We start from the raw sequence: 24,731 nt of genomic DNA, 5'->3' as shown, positions 1-24,731 counted from the left end.
CAGCTTCGTCCTGCAGAAACATCGCATCGATCAATTGGGCGGTGTTCAATCGCTGCGGTGTGATTGGAACAGAGAAAGAACAAAGTTGTGGCTTAAGGTTTGATGTGGTTGCACGGACAACTTTATGTAAGTCATACTGCGCTGGACAGACGTTCAGCGCATAAGGGTCAATATGGCCGCTACCACAGGCACGCAGATTTCCAAGCCAGCCAAAGAACAGGATTTTGAAGACAACTGTGTCGTTCTGTGGAAATGCATTCTGAACGATCCCAGTGTTCAGAAAGTGGGACGGCGCGGCCAGAAGCAAAAAGGCGTTGACCTTTACGGATATCGCGACAGGAAGCGAGATCAACTGGTCGGACTTCAGTGCAAGCTGAAAACTGGCAACCGAAAACTGACTGAGAAGGAGGTCCGCGACGAATTCAACCAGGCGCTGACCTTCGAACCAACCCCTACCGAATACTACATCCTGACAACGGCTGACGACGATCAAAAGCTCCAGGCTCTTGCAAGGAAGCTTGCGGCAGAGCAAGCAAAAAAGGGATTACACATAGCCTTTTACATTTGGGGATGGGGAACTATTTCCGATGAAGTCGCGAAGCATCCACAGGCCTTGGACGCGTTCGATCCCACCTTTGGCACTCATTCAAAAATGCTTTTGGAAGGGCAGGAGAAAAACACCTCTGTCCTTATGGATATTGGGGCATCGCAGAGCCGGAGTTTCCATGAAATGGAACGACGACTGATACGCATTGAAACATCGGTCACTGAACGACAGTTGGGAGGACCAACAGCGCAAACTGCTCTGGTCGAACTTCATTTCGACAGGCAGATTGACGGATATCGTGAGATGGCAAATGGGGGTAAGCCCAAAGAGGCGCTTACTCTCTTTGAACAGCTACTAGATCAGGTCAAAGAGGAGGCTTCGGGACGAATCCTTTTCCGCATAAAGGCGAATATTGGAAACTGTCTTCTGAAAGTTGGTCGGATCGACGATGCTGCCGATATGCTGCTCGATGCTTATGATCACGCTCCGGATGAGCCCAAGGCTCTCCCGAACATGGCGCTTGGTCTCCTCCTCAAGGGCAGGTGGGAAGAGGTTCTTGAGCTAGGCCGGAAAAACCTGATCGACGTTGAAGCAGACGAGTATCTTTCTGCCAATGTTGTACAAGCGGCGAAAAACGATCCCGCTATTGTCGATCCACTTGCGCTGATACCACAGCAGCATCGAGAGAAACCTTCAGTGGCGGTCGCTCATGTCGAGTTTTTGCGTAGCAGGAACGCTCCCGATTGGCAAAAGACTGCGCGTGCTGCGTTCGAGAAATTCCCTGAGGAGCACTATCTACGGCAGTTCGTTGCAGAGGCCGAGCTGGATGAAGCCACGACTGATCCAGATTTCTCCCGAACCGGCATATTGACCGCCAGTGTACGGTCGAAGGTTGAGAATGCTGCGGACGTCCTTCGGAGCATTTGGGACGATGCAAAGGCGGTTGATGGTGGCGCAACTGAAGAAGCGTTCGCCTGCTTAGCAAATCTCCTCCTTGCTCTTAGGATGTTAGGCCGTTTCGGCGAGGCAGCTGACAGGGCCCAAGAAGGCATAAACTATGGAGCCTCTTCGCCGGATTTCGTTCTCAGAGCGGCCATCGTTGCGCTGGAATTGGGGTCATCGAACCTCGATCTGGGAGCGCTTCTTCCAAAACTGGAAGAGTCTCCGAGCAAGCAATTGCTCCAGAGCCAGTTCCTTCTGGCAACAGGGAACTGGAAAGAGCTTGGTGCATATACAGATGAGGATGTTGCAAAACTTCCTGAGGCGGAGAGGTTGCCCTTTGGCGTCGCGACTCAACTGGCACGTATTGCAAATGGACCAAAGGAAGATGTTGCCGCTGGACTTCAGCTAGTTCTTGATACCGCCCCTGATGATCTGCGCGGCCTGACCGTGATTGCCGACTTTGGCATGATGCTTCAGCAGGAGCAGATCGCCGACATGGCATATGAGAAAGCCAAAAGCCTTGTTGGAGAACACACACACTATTCCGGCCGTCATATGCTCGCAAAGCATGCTCGGAGACGCCATTTCTGGAGCGATGTTGTCGACCTCTCATTGGGCTACGTTGATCTGCAGCTAGACAGCCCTGAGCTACGAGACCTGGCAATGGCCTTGGCGAATGAGCGACCGCCACGTCAAAGGGGGGTTAACTTCTTCAAGAGCCTTCCTCGCCTTATCCGGCAATTACCACTGTACCGTCACGCCGAGGGTTTCCTTCAGCACGCTCGCGGCGACTTGAAGGCCGCAGAGGAGTGTATGCGGGACGCCCTTCCGGGCAAGCGGGCCGACGATCTTCTTCTCTTGCTTTCCATATTGAGGGAAGGAGGAAGAGATACCGAGGCGGAAGAACTGCTCCGCAATTTATCGATCAGCGAGGTTATCGGCGTCCCTTCTTACCTAATGGCAGTCGCTCAGGAACTGCTTGGGGTCGGAAGGACCGAGGAGGCCCTTAAGCTCGGGTACGATCTGGCGCGGACACATCGAAACGATCCCGATGTGGCGCTGAAGTATTCAGGCCTGATGTTTCGAGCCTTCGATAATGACGCGATACCGAGCGTATCCATCGTCGGGGAGGACACTGCTTTCCTTCTCGACAATAGCGACGATAAAAATCTCTGGTTCGTGATTGAAGGCGAGGAGGACAATGTCAGCGATGGCTTGCTGTCTCCAACACATCCATTTGCAGCGCAATCAATTGGGCACCCGGCTGGATACAGCTTCGAGATGATCCACAGCTTTCAGAAGCAGCAAAACTGGACCATCAAGGAGGTGAAACACAAGTATCTTTGGCTCTTTCACGAGATCATGGAGAATTTCGAAAACTGGTATCCAGGGGTCAACGGTATCAGTCGGTTTACGATGAAGGGTGACGATATCACTCCCGTCCTCGACCAGGTGAAAAAGTCCGCCGAAAACCTCAACCGCGTCGCTGAACTCTACACAGACAAACGAACGCCCTTGGCGTTGGTTGCCGCTCATCTCCACAGAGACCCGATTTGGTTTGTGGGTTATCTGCGGGGTATGGGACACGACATCCATACCTGCGTGGGGCAACCCGCCGAGCGGGCTGAAGCGCTATTAATCATAGAACGACACCGTGCCGCAGGAGCCGTCTTAGACACTTACACGGCGTGGACCGTTGCAGTTTTGGGGCTGTTCGGTGTTTTGAGGGACGTCTTCAATCGTGTCGTCATTCCCCGTTCCGTACTTCACGATCTGCAAGCGTTTTTGGGCGAGGAAGAGTTTAGCGAGCGCCAGTCGATGTCCATGGTATGGCGCGACGGTCAGTTCTATCGCCATATCCATACCCGGGAAGATTTCGAGGCACGACGCGATTTTGTGCGCGAAAAGATCGAACTGATCGAGAGGGAATGCCAGATCGTCGCGGTAGACGCACCAGCGTCCACCGATGGTCTGGCTGACAAACTTGCTGAGATGTTCGGTGCCGAGCCGCTCAACCCGGCGGCGGTCGCTGGCAATGATTATGTGCTGATTTCTGAAGATTACCATTACCGAATGTGGGCAGAGCAGCTGTGGGCGGCCAAAACAACATGGCTGCAGCCGATTATCGAATTCTCTCTTCGTGAGGGCGGCATCAATCCTGAACAGTACGCATCCTGGGTCGCTCAGCTTGCCGATCTTCAGCACGACTTCGTGTCACTCAATGGACCTACAATCTACACCTTGGCCGGTGATGGCCAGACCACGGACTGGGCGAAGATGTCGGCGGCGCTGAGATACATTGGTGGCCCAAGAGCTGACCTGAAATCGCATGCAGACACGATAGTCGACTTCGCAAATCTGGCGTTCGGTAAATTTCGAACGCCGCCTTTGCACGTCGAAAAGACCTTGGGAATGCTTCTGGAGAGCGTGGTCCGAGGACGTTCCGAGGAGTGCCATTATCTTCTCTGGTATATCTACAACAAGCTGCCAGGAAGGGCGCGCAGCTACCTCATCCAGTGGATGAAAGGCCACTTCCTGGACGCCACACCGGTCATCCAACTTCAGCGGCTGTTTCTCAGCGAGACCGCAGACATATCTGCGATGGCGATAATTCAAGGACTAGGTGCTGTCTCTCAAAACGTTCGAGCAGTGGAGGGACTGACTGGAATCTGAGTTGATTGTTGAACAGGTGGTCTGTCCCGCTAAGGGCAACCTCCAGCACTTAATGAGTTCTTAATTGTCGGATGCGATTTTGCCGTTTTGCGGAATAATCTCTAGGGCGGAAGGCAAAAATGGACAAGATGGACTGGGCGCTGTGGGCATTGAAGTATCTCAGAGATGCACGTGTCGCAGTTCACGAGGATTTCAACGACCTAATGAAAGAGATACCTCAGTATCATCGCGCACGGCTAGAGCATTGGTATTCGCCATGTAAGAACATTATCCAGTCTCTATATCACTTTTCGAGTGAGTTTGTCGAGAATCCCACAGTTCCTAGCGCCTCCTACGCGTCACCAGAGGATTTTGAGCGGAAGCTCAACGAGTATCGGCTGTTCGTCAAAGGCATGGAAGCCGAGTTGGAAAGCGAAGACAAAGCATATCGCGAATCCAATAACGTCGACGGACCTCCGTTTCTTGTCGGAAGTGCCCAAAGAATGGTCGAGCATCACCTTGCAACGATAAATTATGTGATCTCGAAGAGGCCAATCCCAGAAGATATCTCCCCAGAGGTTAGCGACGTCATGTTGGTAGCTGGCCTCGCGCGAAGATTTCACGAAGCAGTGTTGAGTTTGAAAACTCATCCCCACGGTGGGGAGATAATTCAGCCGAAGGACGAATGGGATTGCCAATATCTCTTTAGAGCAATCCTAGCATCGTATTTTGCCGATATTCGCGATGAGGAGTGGAATCCGTCCGTGGCGGGAACGTCAGCTCGTTGCGAGTTCTACCTGAAAAACATTCATACCATGGTGGAACTGAAGTTCGTCCGAAAATCTACTGACAATAAGAAGGTTAAACAAGAATTGGCGACTGACTTTTTAGATTATGGAGCTAATGATCGTGTGGAGCACGTTGTTTGCTTGGTCTATGATCCGGAATGTAAACTGAAAAATGCAACTGCATTGCAATCTGACCTCTCCACAGGGGTCAATGGGCTCTCATCCGTTACTGTCGTGGTCTCTCCACCACGAGACGTCTAATTTTCCTTACGTCTGTTCCTATGACTTGTAGCTTTGAGCATTCTAGGGATTCTGGATGTATTATTACAGTATTTTTCGCGTTCAAGATTTAGGAAATCTTGCTGCCCTATTCCCGGTACGTCTTTGCAAACGCGCGATTACTTTCAATCTTCATTGCTCGCAACTGGTCATCGAATTGACTCGGTTTCGAAGGAGCTATCCATTCTATTGGGATGCTTTCGAACAGATCGACTTGGGCGTCGTAAACGGAAGCAACTATCTCGCCAGCCGTTTTGCAGTCATCTCCCACCACTTCATCAAACTCGATAATTGACAGAGGGTCATTTAGTACCTCTACACCATCAGCCCACTGCCGAAAAATTGCCCCCTTAGCTCCTTCGCCTCCAAGCGTCCTAGAATTAACGCGCGTGTCGAACATGTTCGTGTGGCCATAATAGCCGCCCTGAAATTCCGGCGTTGAGGTCGGGGACTTGATCGGCTGATAGAGCCATACCACCGGCTTTGGGAGTACCAAGTTCGTTACAGGGTGGCTGACGTCGGACGCGTATCTATGCCCCTTCAGCGACAGCATGCCATGATTATCGCCACCGTGGAGATGAGACATCTCCACTGGATGTGGAAGGCCGCAGCCCTTTGAACAAAAGAAATCCGAAGAGATGTTAAACAAGAGCAGACCGTTTATCCTCAGCCCAAAACAACTGGGCATGGATGCAGAGATCATGCTGTCGTTTCCGAAAAGGTTGATGCCTGGCGACTGACTATCAAACACATAAACCGCAAGCATCCGATCCTTACGGCCCATTCGAGACGCGATATGAAAATTTGGATCAACTGCAATTGGGCTTTTCTCGATCATACCTCTAAGCAGCCAGACCCCGATGCGGACTTTATCCAGCCAATCGAGCAACTCGTCATATTGGCTCACATTTAGAGCCTCGCGCCGCTCCAGCGCCTCGATGATCGGCTTAATCCGAGCCTCTAGCTTCGAGAATGTGTTATTACAGTCATCACACGCCGGAGCGACAAAAGCTTGCCAAGCATAAGATATCGGAGCTTTGCCCTTTGTGTAATCGAGGCCCAAAGTTACTACTCGCTTCGGATCACCCGTCATCTCAAGCAGCCAGTACGGGACGACGTGCTCCCTGGTCTTGGAGTTGGGCGTCTTCCCGCAAAAAACACAGAACTTTCGCGATCTCGTCTCTGACATGGTTGTTGATGCTGTCCCTAGATGGCCAATACCCGATAAGCTTAGCGGTAACAGCTAAAACTCGTAAACAGCTGATGATCTTACATCGGCGAGATGCGCCGATCACACACTAAAGTTGTGGAATTTGACCATAGGTATCTCTGCTCAAACATATGTGGCGACGGCCCCGTATTTGCTCAGGGGTATGAGGCGAGGTGCTCAAATGAACGTGGCGACGGCGTCTGAAAAATCAGGATTTTCAATGCGCCTCTGTTCAGAGGTATGTGGCGAGCGGCATTTTCTCATATTTTAGACAAAATAGCGAGATTCCAGGCAGCGGATCCCTATTTCCATCGATCATTGCCCTCTTCTGGATTTTTTGTTCCATCCAACAAAAAATCCGACCAGCCGGTTAGGCTGATCGGATCATCAAGATTAAATTTTCGGCTATCGGGTCAGTTACAAACCCGCATACTCTCCGTATGCCAGCCGCCGTCATAGGAATTGGGAACGCGGCGGTCTTCGAACCAGCAGCGCGGCGGGGGCGGCGGTGGCGGTTCGTAGTAGCGGGGGCCGCCGTTGCCGTTGGCGATGGCGCCGCCGATCAGGCCGCCGATGACGCCTGCGGCGAGGCCGCCGGCAATCGCTGCGCCATCATTGTGGCGGCGATGTTCGCGGTAGGGCGGTGGGGGTGGCCCGCCACGGTCATAACCCCGGTCGTAGCGCGGGCGATAGGGATAGTCCTGCGCGGCAGCGGCGCCATAGGATGCAAAAATGCTGCCGGTGGCGACCAGCGCGGCAATAGTGGAAAGAATTATCTTTTTCATCGGGGGCTACTCCATAAGCCTGCTTCGGGAGATAGAGGCTCATTATGCCCGGATGATGGCACGGGACGGGTGAACGGCCTGTGAATATTTCATTTTCAAGCGGTTCATATTTTCCTGATTTCAGACTGCAGGGATCGCGGAAGATGCACGCTTTCCGCAATAAAAAAGCCCGGCGGACGGCCGGGCTTCTTGTCGAAATCCTTCGGTCGCGATCAGAACTTCACGCCGAGACCCACTTTCACAGTGTGCTGGTCGACATCGGTGTTGATACCGAAGATGTCCTTGTCGCTATAGTCGTTGTATCGATATTCCAGCCTGCCGAACACGTTGTCGGTGAAGGCATAGTCCAGACCCGCGCCGACGGTATAGCCGTTGAACGTGGTGCTGTCCTTGCCGGCTCCGGGCGTTTCGATGAAGCCGCGTGTCGCGGTCCAGCCAGCGGTGGCATAGAGCAGGGCGTGGTCGAAGGCATAGCCGACGCGGCCGCGAACGGAACCCTGCCAGTCGGTACCGATCTGCACGCCGGCATAGTCATTGTCGTTCCAGTTATAATCGACATCACCTTCGATGCCGAGCACCAGATTATTGTCGAACTGGTAATTGTAACCAACGAAGGCGCCGAGAATGCCGCCATCGAAATTATCCGAGGCGACCGGGCCGCCGGCCGAAAAATCGCCATTTGCCCAGCCCGCGCCGCCTTGAATACCAAGATAGGGGCCAGACCAGGTGAAGACCGGCAGGGTTTCCTGCGCGACCGGAGGTGCGGGCGTTTCGTAGACGGCATCCGCGGCCATTGCGGTGCTGGCCGACAGGGCCAGGAGTGACGTTACGATCAGCGTTTTCATCGTTTTTCTCCCTGAGCTGACTGACATCCATAGCATAGATTAGCTGCTTTTAATATGGGGCGGGGTTCGGCGGTTCCAAGAGGCGCTCGTGTCCTCCCGGCCTTGCTGCCGCCTTTGCCCCGGTTCGCGGCGTTTTATCGCCCCGCGATGCTGTTCTGATGCTGCGAACGCCTTCAGCCGCGTTTGGTTCCCTTTGGTGTTTCGTCAAAGGTTCGGAAAAGTGGTGGGCGGGTGTCACGCTTGGTTGTCTTGACAGCGGGGGACGCGACCATAGAGTTGTGGTTGACCACGGCGGGCCGGTGCTTTGCGCTGCGCCAGAAGCGGCATAAGCTGCGGCTGAGAGTACACCGTCGCGACCTCCCGGTGAGGGGGATCGTTGCGGGCGGAAAGGGCATGGGAGGATGAGTTCACATGAGGCTTTATTTTAGCGGAGGAGGGACGACGTGATTGTCGGAGCCGTTCTCAGCGCCATTCTTCTCCTCACCCTCATTGCGTTTCCGCGGCATCTCAAATCCGTTGTCATCTGCCTGTTGCTGATCTGGACGACCACCGCCGCCTTTGTGATTTATGACTGGCGGCGCGGCAACCAGCGGCTTGACCATATCGTCGCGACCGCCGGCTTCGACGCGGCCTGCCCGGATGCGGCATTGCCAATCCGCCTCAGCTTCCGCAACGACAATAATGTCGCGGTGCAGCGGCTGACCTATACGCTCGAAGGGTTCGAACCGGCCTTCCGCGCCTCGGTCACCTTCGATCCCTATCAGGTGAGCGAAAGACGGATCGAGGCCGGGGAGACGTTCGCGGCCTGCCGTTCCTTCAGGCTGCGCAACAATGAAAGGGTAGAGCCGCAACGTCTGGAATGGCGCGTTACCGTCATATCCGCAGAATTCGACTGAACGGTTCGACTGCTTCCGGCGATCACGGTATTTTGAGAATTTTCACTCCGGTGAGCGGCCGTCGTAAAACCCTTGCATCACAGTTGCTTCGGGCGGAAAGGTCAACTTCCATCGTCCGCGCCGGAACGGGTCGGGATGGTCGCTGACTTGTTTTCGTCCATTTGCGATGCCACTTCCCCCTTCATTCGATTGATGTCGCGGGTTGATGTTTTGCGTATTGTTTTGAAGTTTCTGAAAATAACGGCCATTGGCCTTGTCGCCCTGCCGGTTCTGGCGGGTGCGCATATGGGCATCGGCCAGCTGACCGGAAATTTCCACGAAGTCATTCCCGGCGAACTCTATCGTTCGGCCCAGCCGAGCGGCAAGGACATCGCGGCCTATGCCAAGGCCTATGGCATCAAGACGATCATCAACCTGCGCGATGAAAAGCGTGAAGGCTGGTATGAAGCCGAAAGCCGCGCGGCGAAAAACAATGGCATCCGGCTTGTCGATTATCCGCTGAGTTCAAGCGAAAAGGTCTCGGTGGAGGATTCGGAAACGCTGGCGGCCGTGCTGCGCAATGCGGAAAAGCCTGTTCTCATCCACTGTGAACATGGCGCCAACCGCACCGGGCTTGCCTCCGCCATCTATGTGGCTGCTGTGGCCGGCAAGGGCGAGGCGGCAGCCGAGTTTCAGCTTTCGCCCTATTACGGGCATGTGCCGATCCCCGGAATCGGGCGTTATGAAATGTACCAGTCATGGGATGATTTCGAGGAAACCATCGGGTTTTGAGGGTTGCTTTATGCTCGACGTCATCCTCGGCCCTGTGCCGAGGATCCAACCACTTTGCGTCCGATACATAGGCCGCAGATGCTCGGGGCAAGCCCGAGCATGACGGCAGAGGGGCTATTGGCCGCAGAGCGCCTTAATAATCCCCGCCGCTTTCCTTGATCACCTTCGTCAGGCTGCCCGTCGCCGGGAAAAGCGGGATGAGGCAGGCCTGGAGCGCATGGTAGATATCGCCCTTGCCTGGGAATAGCGTGTGGGCGGGAACCAGATCTTCCGTCAGTTCCTCATGCCAGCCGCCATTGGCATGGTCGATGAAGTTGTTGGCGATGGTGCTCCAGATGCGACGATAGCTGTCTTCGTAGAAGCCATCCGCCGGCAGGTTCTCGTTGAGGAAATGGGCCGCACCCGCCGCCTCGGACATGGGCCACCAGAGCTTTGCCCGCTTGTCGGGATTGTCATTCCAGTCCAGCGTATAAAAGAAGCCGCCCTTTTCCCGGTCCCAGCCCAGCGCCATGGACTGCACGAAGAGGGATTTGGCCGCGACAGGCATCCAGTCGTGGCGGCGTTCGCCCAGTATCCACAATTGCAGGATGAGGCGCGCCCATTCCAGCCAGTGACCGGGGGTGGAGCCGGAGGGGCGGAACATTTCGTTGCCGCGATAGTCCTTGTCCAGCGTCCAGTTGTCGTCGAAATGCTCGGGCACGCGGAAATCCAGCTCGCCGGCGCGGCGGCGGATGACGAGATCGGCGATGCGTTCGGCCTTGCTGAGATAGTTATTGTCGCCGGTCACCTCATAGGCGGCCATCAGCGCTTCGGTGAGGTGCATATTGGAGTTCTGGCCGCGATAATTGTCGATGGGCGACCAGTCGCGATTGAATTCCTCGGCGATGGCGCCATGTCTTTCTTCCCAGAAACGACTTTCCAGCACTTCGGTAATATCAGCCAGCATCCGGTCGGCCAGCGGGTGGCCGACGGTCTTGGCGGAAGAGGCGGCCAGAAGCACGAAGGCATGGCCATAACCCTGCTTGGTGGCGTCCACTGGGCCGGCATCGTTCACCTGCCAGAAATAACCACCATGTTCGCCATCGCGGTGCTTGTTCCAGAGATAGGTCATGCCGTGATCGACGATATCGCCGCAGCCCGGGCGGCCAAGCAGGTGGCCGATGGAGAAGCAATGCACCATGCGCGCGGAGGCATGGATGCCGCGCACGGGATCGTTTGCCTGCAGCGGCGCGCCCTTGGCATCGAGATCGAAGAAACCGCCGGCGGGATTGAGGGCGCGATACTGGAAGAAGTCGAAAAGTCCCTCGGCCTGTTTCACCAGCCACTGGCGGTGCCAGGGCAGGGTATTCCAGTTGCGGCTGTTGTGATCGTCTTCGGGCATTGCGTCCTCCATGCGTTTGCTGCTTCGGCTTATATCCTTGCCGTATAAACCTGTCATCTGTCAGCGATATTTCGTAACGTGACGCAACGACGCAAAGCCATGCCTGTCCCTTGAAGATATATTGACATAAACATATCTTTATGTGACTTGACGACTTGCGATCTTGCAAATCGAAATGAGGAGTGTGCCCGTGTTTGACGATCTGTTTGGCCCTGAAGGGGCAAAGCGCGACGGCGCGGAAATTTTCAAGGCGCTGCGCGAAGCTGCCAGCGAACGTATCCTCATTCTCGACGGTGCCATGGGCACGCAGATCCAGGGTCTGGGTTTTGACGAAGACCATTTTCGCGGCGACCGTTTCATCGGCTGCGCCTGTCACCAGAAGGGCAATAACGACCTTCTGATCCTGACCCAGCCCGACGCCATCGAAGAAATTCACTACCGCTACGCCATGGCGGGTGCGGATATTCTCGAAACCAACACGTTTTCGTCCACGCGCATCGCGCAGGCCGATTACGAGATGGAAAATGCGGTCTACGATCTCAACCGCGAAGGGGCGCAGATTGTCCGCCGCGCCGCCCAGCGCGCCGAGCGCGAAGACGGCCGCCGCCGTTTCGTGGCCGGCGCCATCGGCCCGACCAACCGCACGGCCTCTATTTCGCCTGACGTGAACAATCCCGGTTACCGCGCCGTCACCTTCGACGATCTGCGCATTGCCTATGGCGAGCAGATCGACGGCCTGATCGACGGCGGTGCCGATATCATCCTCATCGAGACGATTTTCGATACGCTGAACGCCAAGGCGGCGATATTCGCCTGCGAGGAGCGTTTCGAGGCCAAGGGCATCCGCCTGCCGGTGATGATCTCAGGCACGATTACCGACCTCTCCGGCCGCACGCTTTCCGGTCAGACGCCTTCGGCGTTCTGGAATTCGGTGCGTCACGCCAACCCCTTCACCATCGGCCTGAACTGTGCGCTTGGTGCGGATGCGATGCGTCCGCATCTGCAGGAACTGTCTGACGTCGCCGATACCTTCGTCTGCGCCTATCCCAATGCCGGCCTGCCGAACGAATTCGGTCAGTATGACGAAACGCCTGAGATGATGGCGCGGCAGGTGGAAGGCTTCGTGCGCGACGGTCTCGTCAACATTGTCGGCGGTTGCTGCGGTTCGACGCCCGAGCATATCCGGGCGATTGCCGAAGCGGTCAAGGATTACAAGCCGCGCCCGATTCCCGAGCACAAGCCCTTCATGTCGCTTTCCGGCCTTGAGCCCTTCGTGCTGACCAAGGACATTCCCTTCGTCAATGTCGGCGAACGCACCAACGTCACCGGCTCGGCCAAGTTCCGTAAGCTCATCACCGCCGGTGATTACACGGCGGCTCTCGCCGTTGCCCGTGACCAGGTGGAAAACGGTGCACAGATCATCGACATCAACATGGATGAAGGCCTGATCGATTCCGAAAAGGCGATGGTGGAGTTTTTGAACCTCATCGCCGCCGAGCCTGACATCGCCCGCGTGCCTGTCATGATCGACTCGTCGAAGTTCGAGATCATCGAAGCAGGCCTGAAATGCGTTCAGGGCAAGCCCATCGTCAACTCGATTTCGCTGAAGGAAGGCGAGGAGAAGTTTCTCCAGCAGGCGCGGCTCGTTCACAATTACGGTGCGGCGGTCGTCGTCATGGCCTTTGACGAGGTCGGACAGGCCGATACCTATCAGCGCAAGGTGGAAATCTGCTCGCGTGCCTACAAGCTGCTGACCGAAAAGGCCGGCCTGTCACCGGAAGACATCATCTTCGATCCGAACGTTTTTGCGGTGGCGACGGGTATCGAAGAGCACAATAATTACGGCGTTGATTTCATCGAGGCCACCAAGACCATCCGCGAAACCATGCCGCTCACGCATATTTCCGGCGGTGTTTCCAACCTGTCCTTCTCCTTCCGCGGCAACGAGCCGGTGCGTGAGGCGATGCATGCCGTGTTCCTCTACCACGCCATTCAGGTTGGCATGGATATGGGCATCGTCAATGCCGGGCAGCTTGCGGTTTACGACAATATCGATGCGGAACTGCGCGAGGCCTGCGAGGACGTGGTGCTGAACCGCCGCGACGACGCGACGGAGCGTCTGCTCGAGGTGGCTGAGCGTTTCCGCGGCACAGGCGCCAAGGACACCAAGGTGCAGGACCTCTCCTGGCGCGAACTTCCCGTCGAGAAGCGTCTGGAACATGCGCTGGTCAACGGTATCACCGATTTCATCGAGGCCGATACGGAAGAGGCGCGCCAGAAGGCGGAGCGTCCGCTGCACGTCATCGAAGGGCCGCTGATGGCCGGCATGAATGTGGTCGGCGACCTCTTCGGTTCGGGCAAGATGTTCCTGCCGCAGGTGGTGAAATCCGCCCGCGTGATGAAACAGGCCGTGGCCGTGCTGCTTCCTTACATGGAAGAGGAAAAACGCCTCAATGGCGGGTCTGAGCGTAGTGCTGCCGGCAAGGTGCTGATGGCAACCGTGAAGGGCGACGTGCACGATATCGGCAAGAACATCGTCGGCGTCGTCCTCGCCTGCAACAATTACGAGATCATCGATCTTGGCGTGATGGTGCCGACGACGAAAATCCTTGAAACGGCTATTGCCGAAAAGGTTGACGTGATCGGCCTTTCGGGCCTCATCACGCCATCGCTGGATGAGATGGTGCATGTGGCGGCCGAAATGGAGCGGCAGGGTTTCGACATTCCGCTTCTGATCGGCGGCGCAACGACGAGCCGCGTGCATACGGCCGTGAAAATTCATCCGCGCTACGAGCAGGGTCAGGCGATCTACGTCACCGATGCTTCGCGCGCGGTCGGCGTCGTGTCGGCACTTCTCTCCGCCGAGCAGAAGCCCGCTTATATCGATGGCATTCGCAGCGAATATGCCAAGGTGGCGGAGGCCCATGCCCGCAACGAGCGCGAAAAGCTGCGCCTGCCGCTTTCCCGTGCCCGGGAGAATGCGCACAAGATCGACTGGTCGAGCTATAGCGCCGTCAAGCCGCAGTTCTTCGGCACCAAGGTGTTCGAAACCTACGATCTTGAGGAGCTTTCCCGTTACATCGACTGGACGCCGTTCTTCCAGACCTGGGAGTTGAAGGGCCGTTTCCCGGCGATCCTCGAGGATGAAAAGCAGGGTGAAGCGGCGCGTCAGCTTTATAGCGATGCGCAGGCCATGCTGAAGAAGATCATCGAGGAGAACTGGTTCCGGCCACGCGCGGTAATCGGGTTCTGGCCCGCCAATGCGGTGGGCGACGATATCAGGCTGTTCACGGATGAGAGCCGCAAGGAAGAGCTTGCGACCTTCTTCACGCTGCGCCAGCAGCTTTCCAAGCGCGACGGTCGTCCCAATGTGGCGCTGTCCGACTTCGTGGCGCCTGTCGATAGCGGCGTTGCCGATTATGTCGGTGGTTTCGTGGTGACGGCGGGTATCGAGGAAGTGGCGATTGCCGAGCGTTTCGAGCGGGCGAATGACGATTATTCGTCCATCCTCGTCAAGGCGCTGGCCGACCGCTTTGCGGAAGCTTTTGCCGAGCGCATGCATGAGCGCGTCCGCAAGGAGTTCTGGGGTTATGCGCCGGACGAAGCGTTTGCCGGCGACGAGCTGATCGGCGAGGCCTATGCCGGTATCCGCCCCGCGCCCGGCTATCCGGCCCAGCCCGATCACACCGAAAAGAAGACGCTGTTTGCCCTGCTCGACGCCACCAATGCGGCGGGCGTGGAACTGACGGAGAGCTATGCCATGTGGCCCGGCTCGTCGGTGTCAGGCCTCTATATCGGCCACCCCGAGAGCTATTATTTCGGTGTCGCCAAGGTGGAGCGCGACCAGGTGCTGGATTATGCCCGCCGCAAGGATATGCCGGTGGAAGAGGTGGAGCGCTGGCTCGGGCCTGTTCTCAACTACGTGCCGACGAATGCTGCCGAGGAAATCGACAGCGCTGCGTGAGGTTTCACTCATCGTCGTTGAAATAAAAAAGCGCGGGTTTTGCCCGCGCTTTTTTTGTTAACTGTTGAACTTACGACCTTAACGCCGCCAGTTCCTCGATGCCGACATGGCTCTCGATCTCGCTGCCGCGCAGATAGAGGTAGAGGCCGATCGCGAAGGCGAGGATGGCGATGAAGACCAGATACCAGGCATGGGCCATCGGATTGATCGCAAGCGCCGTCGTCACGCCGATCGGCGTCAGCCCGCCAAAGACGGCATAGGAGACGTTGTAGGCGAAGGAGAGGCCAGAGAACCGGACCGATGCCGGGAAGGCGCGAACCATGACATAGGGCACCGCACCCGCCATGCCGACCGAGAGGCCCATCACGCCATAAAGCACGAACATGGTCTGAAGCGAGGTGCCGGCGTAGCTGTAGAAGGTGAAGGTGGCGATGCCGAAAAAGATGCTCGCGCCCATGAAGAAGAGGCCGGAGCCGATACGGTCGATCAGGGCGCCGGCGATGATGACGCCGAAGATCAGGAACAGCGTGCCGAAGCTGGTGCCGGCGAGCGCCTGCGTCGGGGTGTAGCCATAGAGCTTCTGCAGGAAGGTGGCGGTCATCAGCGTCGTGACGACGATGGCGGCCGACAGAACCCATGTCAGCAGAGCGGAGATGATCACGCCACGCATATGGTGCTTCAGTACCAGCCCGAGCGGCAGCTTGTCCGTCAGCGATTTTGACTTCTTCATCTCCATGAAGATCGGCGTTTCTTCCAGCCAGCGGCGCAGATAAACAGCGATCAGGCCGAAAATGCCGCCGAGCAGGAAGGGAATGCGCCAGGCGTAACCGGCCACGTCTTCCGGTGTGAAGAGCGAGTTGATGGCGAAAGCGATTAGCGAGCCCAGCATGATGCCGAAAGAGAGGCCGGATGTGAGAAAACCGCAGGCAAGCCCGACGCGGCGGAACGGCACGTGTTCGGCAACGAAGGTCCAGGCCCCCGGTACTTCACCGCCGATGGCAGCACCCTGCAGCATGCGCAGGATGATGAGCAGGATGGGGGCGGCGACGCCGATGGTGGCGTAGGTCGGCATCAGCGCCATGCCCAGCGTGGAGAGGGCCATCAGCAGGATCGAGAAGGCAAAGACGCGCTTGCGGCCATAACGGTCGCCATAATGCGCGAGAACGATGCCGCCCAGCGGCCGCACCAGATAACCGGCGGCGAAGATGCCGAAGGTCTGGATCATCACCAGCCAGTCGGGCATTTCCGGCGGGAAAAACAGATGGCCGATGACAGTCGCGAAAAATACGAAAATGATGAAGTCGTAAAATTCGAGCGCACCGCCCAGGGCCGAAAGACCGAGAGTTTTGTAATCCTGGCTGTTGAGTGGCCGGGCTGCTGCCGGTGTGGTGGTGGGAGACATGAAGCTGCTTCTTTTCTAAATTACGTATTACTTATGGGCATGCGGCAAGCGCAGCGCGATTTCAAGCCTTATCGATGTTCAATCGCTCAGGTATTTCGAGGGACGGTCGAGGAAGCGTCGCAGGAAGCTGATGTTCTCCAGCTCGTCATAGAGGCGCTCGGTGACGCCATCCTCATCGAAACAATAAATCGTCGCCTCGGGAATGGCCAAGAGCACCGGTGAATGGGTGGCGATGATCAACTGGCCGCCACTATCGGCGGCGTCACGGATGAGGGCCGCCAGTTCGAGCTGTTTTTGCGGCGAAAGCGGGCTTTCCGGTTCGTCGAGAAAATAGAGGCCGGCGCCATGGACCCGCCGGTGCAGAATGTCGAGAAAACCCTCGCCATGCGACCGCCGGTCTATGGCATTGTTCCTGATGATCCCGCGAAACGTCTCCGGAGTTTCCTCGGGAAAGTCTTCGCCTTTTTTCAGAGCCTTCTCCCGCTCCCAGCGAAAATCGTCCAGCGCCTCCTCATTCTGGCGACGGACATAACCGAGGACATCTTCCGCGCGCAGGAACATGCGAATCTTCGGATATTTCTTACGGGCGAAATAGAAAGACTTCGCCACGGTCTCGGCATGCTGGAGATAGAGGTCGCCGGCCACCTGGCCGTGATTGCCGATGGCATAAGCCGTCATCCCCGCCGCCAGCCCCTCCAGCAGCGTCGATTTGCCGGAGCCGTTATTGCCGGCAAAAAAGGTGATTGGCGTCTTGAATTCGAGGCGTTCCAGATGGCGCAGCGCCGGAACCGAGAAAGGGTAATCATCCCTCCCGCCCGTGCTTTCCTTCATGGTTACGCTGTCGAGAAACAGCATGTCGCAGTCCTTGCCAATATCCATCCTGTGCGGAGGTGGTGAGCCTCGGCGCGTCTTGGAGACCCGAGGTGTGTCAGTAGGACTGCAGTTTAACGTGGTCTGCGGCCTGCGCCAATGGCGCCGGACTGTTCGGTCTCAATTCGGCTTTGCAGGGCTATATTTCTTAGTGTATTATAAAATAATAATTCATAACTTGTAATATAGTATGATTTCGTATATACGATTGGACATAATAACTATTGTGTAATTAAAAGACTAAACCAGATATATACTCCGTATTAATACAGTGATGTCAATCGTCATGCATTCTCATTGCTGTTGTGGGGAATGGATGAATTACATTGCACTATTTTCCGCCGTGACCCTTTTTTCCGCGATATTCGCGAGTGGGGCAGAGGCGCGGAAGGTTCGATTATTTGCCATACCCGGATTTGGCGGCGGTGAGACGATCGATCTCGTCTATGATCTGCCGAACACTCCAGCTTTCCTTCGGGACGGGAATGCCCTCGATCTCGGTTATCTGAACGGTAGCACGAGCGGCTATGTTCTGTATAACGGCGACCGTTATACCAAGCTCAGCCATGCGGATATTGCGAGCCTGAAGGCGACGCTTGGTTTTGATCCAACGACCAAACACCGCATGGAACGGGCAGCCCGTGACGAGCAGAACAGCCGCTGGGGCTTCGTGATTTTCATCGCCGTGCTCGTGGTCGGCTTTTTTGTGTTCATCCACAAGGGGCTACAGATCATACGGTGGTTTGCGCGGTCACTGACGACACCAGCCGTCACTGACAGTGGCTCGGCGGACGCCGTGTCCGACCCGCTGGAAATTCGCAAGAAACAACTGTTGAACCGCCAATGGAGCGACAGCGAGGCGAATCCCGGCGCACGTGTGCCTGCACCTTCTTCAGGGCAGGCGCCTTCCCGGGCCAGCGCTCCTGTCCGGGCTTTCGGGCGCAGGAACGCCTGAGACTGACCCGGCTCCGACCGCGAACTGCCGCAGGACCCGGACTATTCGAACCGGTCTATGATGCTGATGCCGCTTTCCCTGAAGCTATCCATGGCGGGCAGGGCGGTTGCGGCCTCTGAAAGCGTGATGTGGCGGCCGATCAGTTTTTCCGGCGCGAGCTTGCCACTTTCGATCATGGCCAGCATGTCCTCGTAACGCCACGCCTGCATGCCGTGGCTGCCGTAGATTTCCAGCTCATGGGCGATCACCCGGGCCATGGGAATGGCGGGCATGGCATGGTCAGCGAGCATGAGGCCCACCTGTACATGACGTCCACGCCGGCGCAGGTTGCTGATGGAGTTGCAGCAGGTCTGCGGGTGGCCAAGGGCATCGACCGAGACATGCGCACCGCCGCCTGTCACCTCGCGCACGGCTTCGGCAACATCGGCAACCGTGCGGCTGTTGATTGTCGCGGTCGCGCCGAGCTGCCGAGCCATCTCAAGCTTGTCTTCGGCGATGTCGATGGCGACGACCTGCGCGCCAAGACCAGCGCCGATCATGATGGCGGAGAGGCCGACGCCGCCGCAGCCATGAACCGCCAGCCATTCGCCGCCCTTCAGGCGTCCCTGATCGGTCACGGCACGAAAGGAGGTGGCGAAACGGCAGCCAAGACCAGCGGCGGTGGCGTAGCTCATCGATTGAGGCAGATGCACGAGGTTCTGGTCGGCATAGTCGATGGCGACATATTCGGCGAAGGAACCCCAATGGGTGAAGCCGGGCTGGAACTGTGCTTCGCAGACCTGCTGGTTGCCGGAACGGCATTCATGGCAATGGCCGCAGCCGGACACGAAAGGAACGGTAACGCGGTCGCCGGTCTTGAAGCGGGTGACGTGTCTGCCGACTGCGGCGATGACGCCGGCAAATTCATGGCCGGGGACGTGCGGCAGGCGAATATCCGGGTCATGCCCCATCCAGCCGTGCCAGTCGCTCCGGCAAAGGCCGGTCGCTTTCACCGCGATGACGACACCGCCATCGGTCGGTTCCGGATCGGGCAGGGATGCGACTACTGGGGTTTCGCCGAATCGTTCGTAATAAAGCGCGCGCATCATGGCCTCACATCGTTGGTATGCAGGTTCGAAGTGATACCTGCTCTACCATCGCCAGCAAAGGGGCGAAGCGGTTTTGCATCCGGGAAGATGATTCAGTCCTTGATGACCATCAGGTCGCCGGCCGCGAATTTCAGTGTCACCGGCTCACCGACGGCGGGTGGTGCGGTGCCGGGATCGTTGAACATATCAAAAGACAGGGTCGAGCCGCCAAGATCGAGACGGGTGCGGATGACCGAGCCAAGGAACTGGCTGGAGGTGACCGTGCCGGAAATGGCGACATCGCCTTTCGCGTCGTTGCCGAGCGAGCCCGCTTCCGGTCGCAGGGCGAGAGTGATTTTTTCGCCGTTCGCCGCATTGACCGGCTTGTGGAGGGTGATCTGCTGCTCTCCGACACGGATGGTGTTGGAGGAGGAATCCACGATGATCGCGTCGATGAGGTTGAGCGTACCGACGAAGGAGGCGACGAAGCGCGTCGCGGGCTTGTTGTAAATATCGAAGGGCGTGCCGATCTGGTCGGCGCGGCCGCCATTCATGACGACGATACGGTCAGAAATCGACAGGGCCTCTTCCTGATCGTGGGTCACGAAAATGGTGGTGATGCCGAGTTTCTGCTGAATCTGGCGGATTTCCTCACGCAGTGAGACGCGGATTTTGGCGTCGAGCGCCGAAAGCGGCTCGTCGAGCAGAAGGACTTCCGGCTTGGGGGCCAGAGCGCGGGCAAGCGCCACGCGCTGCTGCTGGCCGCCCGACATCTGGTAGGGGTAACGGTCGGCCAGATGTTCCAGATGGATGAGCTGGAGCATTTCCTTTACGCGCTCATCGATCTCGGCTTTCGGCTTGCCGGCGACTTTGAGCCCGAAGGCGACGTTCTCGTAGACATTCATGTTCGGGAACAGCGCATAGGCCTGAAACACCATGCCGATATTGCGCTGGTTTGGTCTCAGCGTCGTCTGGTCCTTGCCATTGATGACGATCGATCCGCCAGTCGGGATTTCAAAGCCGGCGATCATGCGCAGCACGGTGGTTTTGCCACAGCCCGATGGTCCAAGAAAGGAGACGAACTCGCCCTTTTCGATGGCCATGTTGAAATCATGCACGACCTGCACGGAGCCGAAGGATTTCTTGATATTGCTAAGTGTCAAAAAGCTCATGAAAATCTTGTCCTCAGGCCTTGGGAGGCGCGCCCTTCTGGTAGCGTGAAACGAGTTGGATCAGACCCAGGCAACCCCAGGTGATGCCGAAGGAAATCACGGCAAGGGCCGCCGGTTCATAGGCGCGGTTGGCGCCGAGCAGCTGCATATAGGGGCCGAAGGCCGGGCGGTTCAAAAGGGCCGCCATGGTGAATTCACCGATGACGATGGCGAAGGTCAAAAACGCGCCCGAGAGCACCGCGACCAGAACATTGGGCAGGATGATGCGCGACAGGATGGTCGTCCACCCTGCGCCAAGGCTTTGCGCTGTTTCCGTCAACGTCGAGACGTCGATGGTTCTGAGACCGGTGTCGACGGCGCGGTACATATAGGGCAGGGCAAGCGTGGCATATCCGAACATCAGAAGAAGGTTTGTGCCGAAGGTCGTGCCGGTCAGCGGCAGCCAGCTCGAGGTGTTGTAGAGACGGATGTAACCGAACACGATGACGATGGCCGGGATAACCAGCGGCAGAAGAGTAATGAATTCGATATAGGGCCGCAGGCCCGGCAGTTTCAGACGCACCCAATAGGCCGTTGGCACGACCAGCAGAACGCCGAAGACGATGGTGAACAGCGCCATCACGACGGAATAGCTGAAGGTCTCCTGAAAACGCGGATCGGTAAGCACCTTTGCATAGGCGTCGAAGGAATATTCGCCGCGCCGCATTTTCAGCGAGAAGTTGGTCATGCCGATCAGCGGCAGGGCGAAATAGAGCAGGCCGAAAATCAGCGCGCCCCAGGCGAAGAAACGCTTCATTTCAGCCACCTTTCGCTGCGGGCGCGCAGCCAGATATAAAGTGCATTGGCGATGCCGGTGACGACGATCATGCCGAAGGCGAGCGCGTAACCGAGATGCGGATTGCCGAGAACGTCGCCGCGGATTTGCGCGAAAAGCAGGATCGGCACGATATTGAGCGAGGAGCCGGTGAGCGCGATTGCCGTGGCCACCGCGCCGAAGGCATTGGCAAACAGCAGCGACATGGTGCCGAGCAGCGACGGCAGCAGGATGGGGAAGGCCACCATGCGCCAATATTGCAGGCCGGTCGCCCCGAGGATTTCCGCCGCCTCGCGCCATTCGCGCTTCAGCCCGTCAAGCGCGGGCGTGATGATGAGGATCATCAGCGGTATCTGGAAGAACAGATAGGTGACGGTGAGGCCCCAGAAAGACAGGATGTTGAAGCCCAAAAGCCTGAGATCAACGCCGACCTGCGTCTTCAGAAAAACGGTAAGCAGGCCGACCGGACCGAGCGTGGCGATGAAGGCAAAGGCGAGCGGCACGCCGGCAAATTGCGAAGCGACGCCGGAAAAGGTGAGAAGCGGGCCGCGGATGCGCTGCGGCAGGCCACCCAGCACCACGGCTGCGGCCACGGCAAAGCCGATCAGGCAGCCGAGCGCTGCCGAGGCAAGGCTGATCTTGATCGAAATCCAGTAAGCGGCAAGGATCGATGAGGTGAAAAGCCCGGCAATATTTTCCAGCGTGAAGCTGCCATCCGTCTGCTGAAACGCGCCGATGACGATCTTCATCGTCGGCATGATCAGAAACAGCAGAACAAAAACGGCAAAAGGCAGGACGCCTATCCAGTGAAGCGGCAACTTCCTGCCCGCATCGGATGGTCCGCCGGTGTTGGTTGATGGCATGCCTTGTCCCCAAACGCCGTTTTTAAAACGGTCTGTCTATTAAGGTCTTAATTATAAAAGAGGCACCCCGGCTTTTGACCGGCCGGGGTGCTTTTTCAACAGTTTACTTCACGTTCGCGCCGACGACTTTGTCCCAGCCGCCTGTGACGGCAGCCTTGTTGGCGTCCACTTCCTCGAGCGTCGGGAAGATCGCCTTTTCATAGGCTGCTGCCGGCGGCAGGCTGTCGATCAGTTCCTGCGGAACCTTGCCGGCCTTGACCATGGCGTTGAAGCGGATCGGGTGGCAATAGCCCTTCAGCCAGCCAAGCTGACCGTCGTCGGAATAGAGATGCTCCATCCAGAGCTTTGCAGCGTTCGGATGCGGTGCGTAGGCGGAAATGCCCTGAACGTACACGCCGGCGAGAACGCCCTTCTCAGGAACGACAACTTCCGTCGGCGGGTTGTCGTTCAGCGTCTTCTTCCAGGACAGCGCGTTATAGTCCCAGGCGATGATGATCGGGGTCGCACCCTGGGCCAGCGTGCCGGCCTTGCCGATGACCGGAAGGAAGTTGCCCGCCTTGTTGAGGTCGGCGAAATACTTCAGGCCGGCTTCACCGGCTTCCTTGCCAGACTTCGCACCGGTGGAAAGACCGGCGGCGAGAACGCCGAGGATCGCCTGGTTGGAGGCGCGCGGATCGCCGGCAAGCGCTACCTGACCGGAATATTCCGGCTTCTGCAGGTCTGCCCAGTCCTTCGGCGTGTTCTTGACGAGGTCCTTGTTCACGAACATCGACATGACGCCGTAATAGTCGCCGTACCAGTAGCCTTCCGGATCCTTCACATTGTCAGGAATTTCGTCCCAGGTGGAGACCTTGTAAGGCTGCAGCAGGCCTTCGGCCTTCATCTGCGGGCCGAAGGCGAGACCGACGTCAACGACGTCAGGAGCCTGTGGGCCCTTGTTGTCCTTGTTCGCCTTGATGGCTTCGACTTCATCGGCGGAGCCGGCGTCGGGGTTCAGCTCGTTGACGGTGATTTCCGGGTATTTTGCCTTGAAAGCGGCAATCACGTCGCCGTAACCACACCAGTCGTGCGGCAGCGCGACGGTGGTCAACATGCCTTCCTTCTTGGCGGCGGCGATCAGTTCGGCGCTCGGTTCAGCGGCGGCAATCGCGGTGGAGGCGATGACCAGCGCGGTGGTCGTAGCAAGCAGTCGGCGGCAGTGAGAGATCACTTTTTTCTCCTCTTCGTGTTCTCATATTGCGGACGCTGATACGGATTCTCGATGAAGCTAATGTGACGGCCAGATTACAAATTATTTATCCGGATTCCGCCACTTTACACTCGTTTTCCGCCACTATCAGGATTGTATGCCTGTAATTGCGGGAGTTGCCCGTTTTCGTCCGTTAGACCAGATGCGTTCCCCAGCTTGGTGTTTTCCCCTGTTTTATCGTGCTGGTGGCGATGACAGGTATCCAATCAGCGTGCGGCATCCGCGTCAAGTCGTATGCCGGCTATGCAAATTCATGTTCTTTCCGGCCTGCGGAACAGCCGTGTCTGTTCAAACAGGCCTTCCAGCGCGTTCATGCGTTCCTTGGTTTCATCCCAGGTGCCGCTCTGCACCGCCTCGATCAGGGCTTCGACCACGAACAGGGTGACAACGGAGGAATCCCATGCCGAGGGAGCCTCGATCCTGACGCGGAAAATGTGCAGCGCATGGCGCGCCACCGGCGATGTCCATTGATCGGTGAAGAGGATGATCTGCACGCCGTTGGCCTTGGCCACCTCGGCGAGCGTCGTCATGTCGTGCTCGTAGCGTCGGATGTCGAATATGACGAGCACGTCGCCGGCGCTCATGTTCAGCATATATTGCGGCCAGGCGCTGGAATTGGACGACATCAGCGTCGTCTTCGGGCGGATCACCTGCATATGGGTGAAGAAATATTCGGCAATCGCGCCGGTGATGCGCCCACCCACGAAATAGATACTGCGCTTGCGGTCGGAAAGCAGCGCGGCGGCATTGTCGAAGACAGCGGTGTCGAGATCACTCAGCGTATCGCGCAGATTGCCGGTAATGGCGTCGGCGAAGCGGTTGAGAATGTGCAGGCCGGGCGCATTGGTGGCCCAGCGGTCGTGTTTGGCGACGGGTCCGGAGATCGTTGCTTCCAGTTCCTGATGCAGATGCGCCTGAAATTCCGGATAGCCCTTATAACCGAGTTTCTGCACCATGCGCGCCACCGTTGGCGTCGAAACGCCGGCATTTTCCGCGATCGTGGTGATGCTGCCGAGGCCGGAGACGGGGTAGTTGCCGAGCAGGCTTTCCGCCAGCCGTTTTTCCGAACGGGTCAGCGCGCCGTAATGGGCATGGATGACATCCGACACGGTCGCCGTCGTGCTGCGCAAATTTTTCCCCTTTCCGGTCTTCTGCCGGTGCATGGCTAAAATAAACATCTGTGCCAGCTATCGAGTCAATGGGGAAAATGAAGAGAAAATTTCAAAATTCCATTTGACACTCGCAATAATGTGAAGAATTCTTTTCGTCATTGGCGGAA

Annotated in this window: 18 protein-coding genes; 6 read left to right on the top strand and 12 right to left on the bottom strand. The window is 57.2% G+C overall.

All coding sequences use genetic code 11. The features are described from left to right. Positions 1–172: 172 nt before the first annotated feature. Together V6S97_RS06075 and V6S97_RS06070 are read left to right on the top strand one after the other, a co-directional pair. Positions 173–4,162 carry a PIN domain-containing protein gene (locus V6S97_RS06075; RefSeq protein ID WP_334426274.1) on the top strand — a complete coding sequence of 1,330 codons (3,990 nt, stop codon included), beginning with the start codon at positions 173–175 and terminating at the stop codon, positions 4,160–4,162. A gap of 119 nt (positions 4,163–4,281) precedes the next feature. Beyond that, a complete protein-coding gene (locus V6S97_RS06070; RefSeq protein ID WP_334426273.1) occupies positions 4,282–5,190 on the top strand; it encodes a hypothetical protein in 909 nt (302 codons plus the stop codon). 106 nt (positions 5,191–5,296) lie between these two features. On the opposite strand, the gene V6S97_RS06065 is transcribed toward V6S97_RS06070, so the two are convergent. The 3 genes from V6S97_RS06065 to V6S97_RS06055 all read right to left on the bottom strand — a co-directional run bounded on the left by V6S97_RS06065 (position 5,297) and on the right by V6S97_RS06055 (position 8,048). After that, complete coding sequence (locus V6S97_RS06065) at positions 5,297–6,301, bottom strand: hypothetical protein (RefSeq protein WP_334426272.1); 1,005 nt, start codon at positions 6,299–6,301, stop codon at positions 5,297–5,299. 530 nt (positions 6,302–6,831) lie between these two features. Beyond that, the gene (locus V6S97_RS06060; RefSeq protein WP_334426271.1) at positions 6,832–7,203 is read right to left on the bottom strand and encodes a hypothetical protein; all 372 of its coding nucleotides are present in this window, start codon (positions 7,201–7,203) and stop codon (positions 6,832–6,834) included. Between the two features lie 212 nt (positions 7,204–7,415). Further along, entirely contained in the window at positions 7,416–8,048 is a 633-nt protein-coding gene (locus V6S97_RS06055) for an outer membrane protein (RefSeq protein WP_004430633.1), read from the bottom strand. A gap of 443 nt (positions 8,049–8,491) precedes the next feature. Between V6S97_RS06055 and V6S97_RS06050 the strand changes: the two genes are divergently transcribed. Beyond that, a complete protein-coding gene (locus V6S97_RS06050; protein ID WP_080866314.1) occupies positions 8,492–8,944 on the top strand; it encodes a hypothetical protein in 453 nt (150 codons plus the stop codon). A 210-nt stretch (positions 8,945–9,154) separates the two neighbouring features. Next, positions 9,155–9,715: a dual specificity protein phosphatase family protein gene (locus V6S97_RS06045; RefSeq protein WP_035212709.1), complete on the top strand. Its 561-nt coding sequence runs from the start codon at positions 9,155–9,157 to the stop codon at positions 9,713–9,715. A gap of 133 nt (positions 9,716–9,848) precedes the next feature. Here V6S97_RS06045 and V6S97_RS06040 read toward each other — a convergent pair whose 3' ends face one another. Next, entirely contained in the window at positions 9,849–11,108 is a 1,260-nt protein-coding gene (locus tag V6S97_RS06040; protein WP_162691825.1) for an AGE family epimerase/isomerase, read from the bottom strand. Between the two features lie 178 nt (positions 11,109–11,286). Here V6S97_RS06040 and metH point away from each other — a divergent pair, with 178 nt between their 5' ends. Continuing rightward, positions 11,287–15,060 (top strand): methionine synthase, encoded by a 3,774-nt coding sequence (gene metH, locus V6S97_RS06035; protein WP_004430640.1) that lies wholly within the window; start codon positions 11,287–11,289, stop codon positions 15,058–15,060. A 70-nt stretch (positions 15,061–15,130) separates the two neighbouring features. Here metH and V6S97_RS06030 read toward each other — a convergent pair whose 3' ends face one another. Together V6S97_RS06030 and V6S97_RS06025 are read right to left on the bottom strand one after the other, a co-directional pair. Continuing rightward, entirely contained in the window at positions 15,131–16,462 is a 1,332-nt protein-coding gene (locus tag V6S97_RS06030; RefSeq protein ID WP_060727421.1) for an MFS transporter, read from the bottom strand. Positions 16,463–16,540: 78 nt separating this feature from the next. After that, complete coding sequence (locus tag V6S97_RS06025) at positions 16,541–17,317, bottom strand: AAA family ATPase (protein ID WP_060725257.1); 777 nt, start codon at positions 17,315–17,317, stop codon at positions 16,541–16,543. Positions 17,318–17,648: 331 nt separating this feature from the next. On the opposite strand from V6S97_RS06025, the gene V6S97_RS06020 reads away from it, so the two are divergent. Beyond that, a complete protein-coding gene (locus V6S97_RS06020) occupies positions 17,649–18,287 on the top strand; it encodes a hypothetical protein (RefSeq protein WP_004430647.1) in 639 nt (212 codons plus the stop codon). A 41-nt stretch (positions 18,288–18,328) separates the two neighbouring features. On the opposite strand, the gene V6S97_RS06015 is transcribed toward V6S97_RS06020, so the two are convergent. From V6S97_RS06015 to V6S97_RS05990, 6 genes are all read right to left on the bottom strand, one after another. Continuing rightward, positions 18,329–19,372 (bottom strand): zinc-dependent alcohol dehydrogenase family protein, encoded by a 1,044-nt coding sequence (locus V6S97_RS06015; protein ID WP_004430649.1) that lies wholly within the window; start codon positions 19,370–19,372, stop codon positions 18,329–18,331. A gap of 95 nt (positions 19,373–19,467) precedes the next feature. Next, positions 19,468–20,526, bottom strand: coding sequence for an ABC transporter ATP-binding protein (locus V6S97_RS06010; RefSeq protein WP_334426269.1), 1,059 nt, complete (start codon positions 20,524–20,526; stop codon positions 19,468–19,470). Between the two features lie 13 nt (positions 20,527–20,539). Further along, the gene (locus V6S97_RS06005) at positions 20,540–21,322 is read right to left on the bottom strand and encodes an ABC transporter permease (protein ID WP_334426268.1); all 783 of its coding nucleotides are present in this window, start codon (positions 21,320–21,322) and stop codon (positions 20,540–20,542) included. Beyond that, positions 21,319–22,203, bottom strand: coding sequence for an ABC transporter permease (locus tag V6S97_RS06000; RefSeq protein ID WP_131861039.1), 885 nt, complete (start codon positions 22,201–22,203; stop codon positions 21,319–21,321). Before V6S97_RS06000 ends, V6S97_RS06005 begins: the two co-directional genes overlap by 4 nt. A 103-nt stretch (positions 22,204–22,306) precedes the next feature. Further along, entirely contained in the window at positions 22,307–23,413 is a 1,107-nt protein-coding gene (locus tag V6S97_RS05995) for an ABC transporter substrate-binding protein (RefSeq protein ID WP_004430660.1), read from the bottom strand. 290 nt (positions 23,414–23,703) lie between these two features. After that, the gene (locus V6S97_RS05990) at positions 23,704–24,582 is read right to left on the bottom strand and encodes a MurR/RpiR family transcriptional regulator (protein ID WP_026363416.1); all 879 of its coding nucleotides are present in this window, start codon (positions 24,580–24,582) and stop codon (positions 23,704–23,706) included. Positions 24,583–24,731: the final 149 nt, after the last annotated feature.

Source organism: Agrobacterium sp. CCNWLW155 (genome assembly GCF_036888815.1).
GTDB lineage: Bacteria > Pseudomonadota > Alphaproteobacteria > Rhizobiales > Rhizobiaceae > Agrobacterium > Agrobacterium radiobacter.
The sequence above is the reverse complement of the archived record's forward strand: the minus strand, read 5'-3'. Positions and strand labels throughout refer to the sequence as shown.

Bases quoted from the DNA above. Each gene is read 5' to 3' on its own strand.
- V6S97_RS06075 (WP_334426274.1), top strand. From the start codon at position 173: ATGGCCGCTACCACAGGCACGCAGATTTCCAAGCCAGCCAAAGAACAG.
- V6S97_RS06070 (WP_334426273.1), top strand. From the start codon at position 4,282: ATGGACAAGATGGACTGGGCGCTGTGGGCATTGAAGTATCTCAGAGAT.
- V6S97_RS06065 (WP_334426272.1), bottom strand. From the start codon at position 6,301: ATGACGGGTGATCCGAAGCGAGTAGTAACTTTGGGCCTCGATTACACA.
- V6S97_RS06060 (WP_334426271.1), bottom strand. From the start codon at position 7,203: ATGAAAAAGATAATTCTTTCCACTATTGCCGCGCTGGTCGCCACCGGC.
- V6S97_RS06055 (WP_004430633.1), bottom strand. From the start codon at position 8,048: ATGAAAACGCTGATCGTAACGTCACTCCTGGCCCTGTCGGCCAGCACC.
- V6S97_RS06040 (WP_162691825.1), bottom strand. From the start codon at position 11,108: ATGGAGGACGCAATGCCCGAAGACGATCACAACAGCCGCAACTGGAAT.
- V6S97_RS06030 (WP_060727421.1), bottom strand. From the start codon at position 16,462: ATGTCTCCCACCACCACACCGGCAGCAGCCCGGCCACTCAACAGCCAG.
- V6S97_RS06025 (WP_060725257.1), bottom strand. From the start codon at position 17,317: ATGCTGTTTCTCGACAGCGTAACCATGAAGGAAAGCACGGGCGGGAGG.
- V6S97_RS06020 (WP_004430647.1), top strand. From the start codon at position 17,649: ATGAATTACATTGCACTATTTTCCGCCGTGACCCTTTTTTCCGCGATA.
- V6S97_RS06015 (WP_004430649.1), bottom strand. From the start codon at position 19,372: ATGCGCGCGCTTTATTACGAACGATTCGGCGAAACCCCAGTAGTCGCA.
- V6S97_RS06010 (WP_334426269.1), bottom strand. From the start codon at position 20,526: ATGAGCTTTTTGACACTTAGCAATATCAAGAAATCCTTCGGCTCCGTG.
- V6S97_RS06005 (WP_334426268.1), bottom strand. From the start codon at position 21,322: ATGAAGCGTTTCTTCGCCTGGGGCGCGCTGATTTTCGGCCTGCTCTAT.
- V6S97_RS06000 (WP_131861039.1), bottom strand. From the start codon at position 22,203: ATGCCATCAACCAACACCGGCGGACCATCCGATGCGGGCAGGAAGTTG.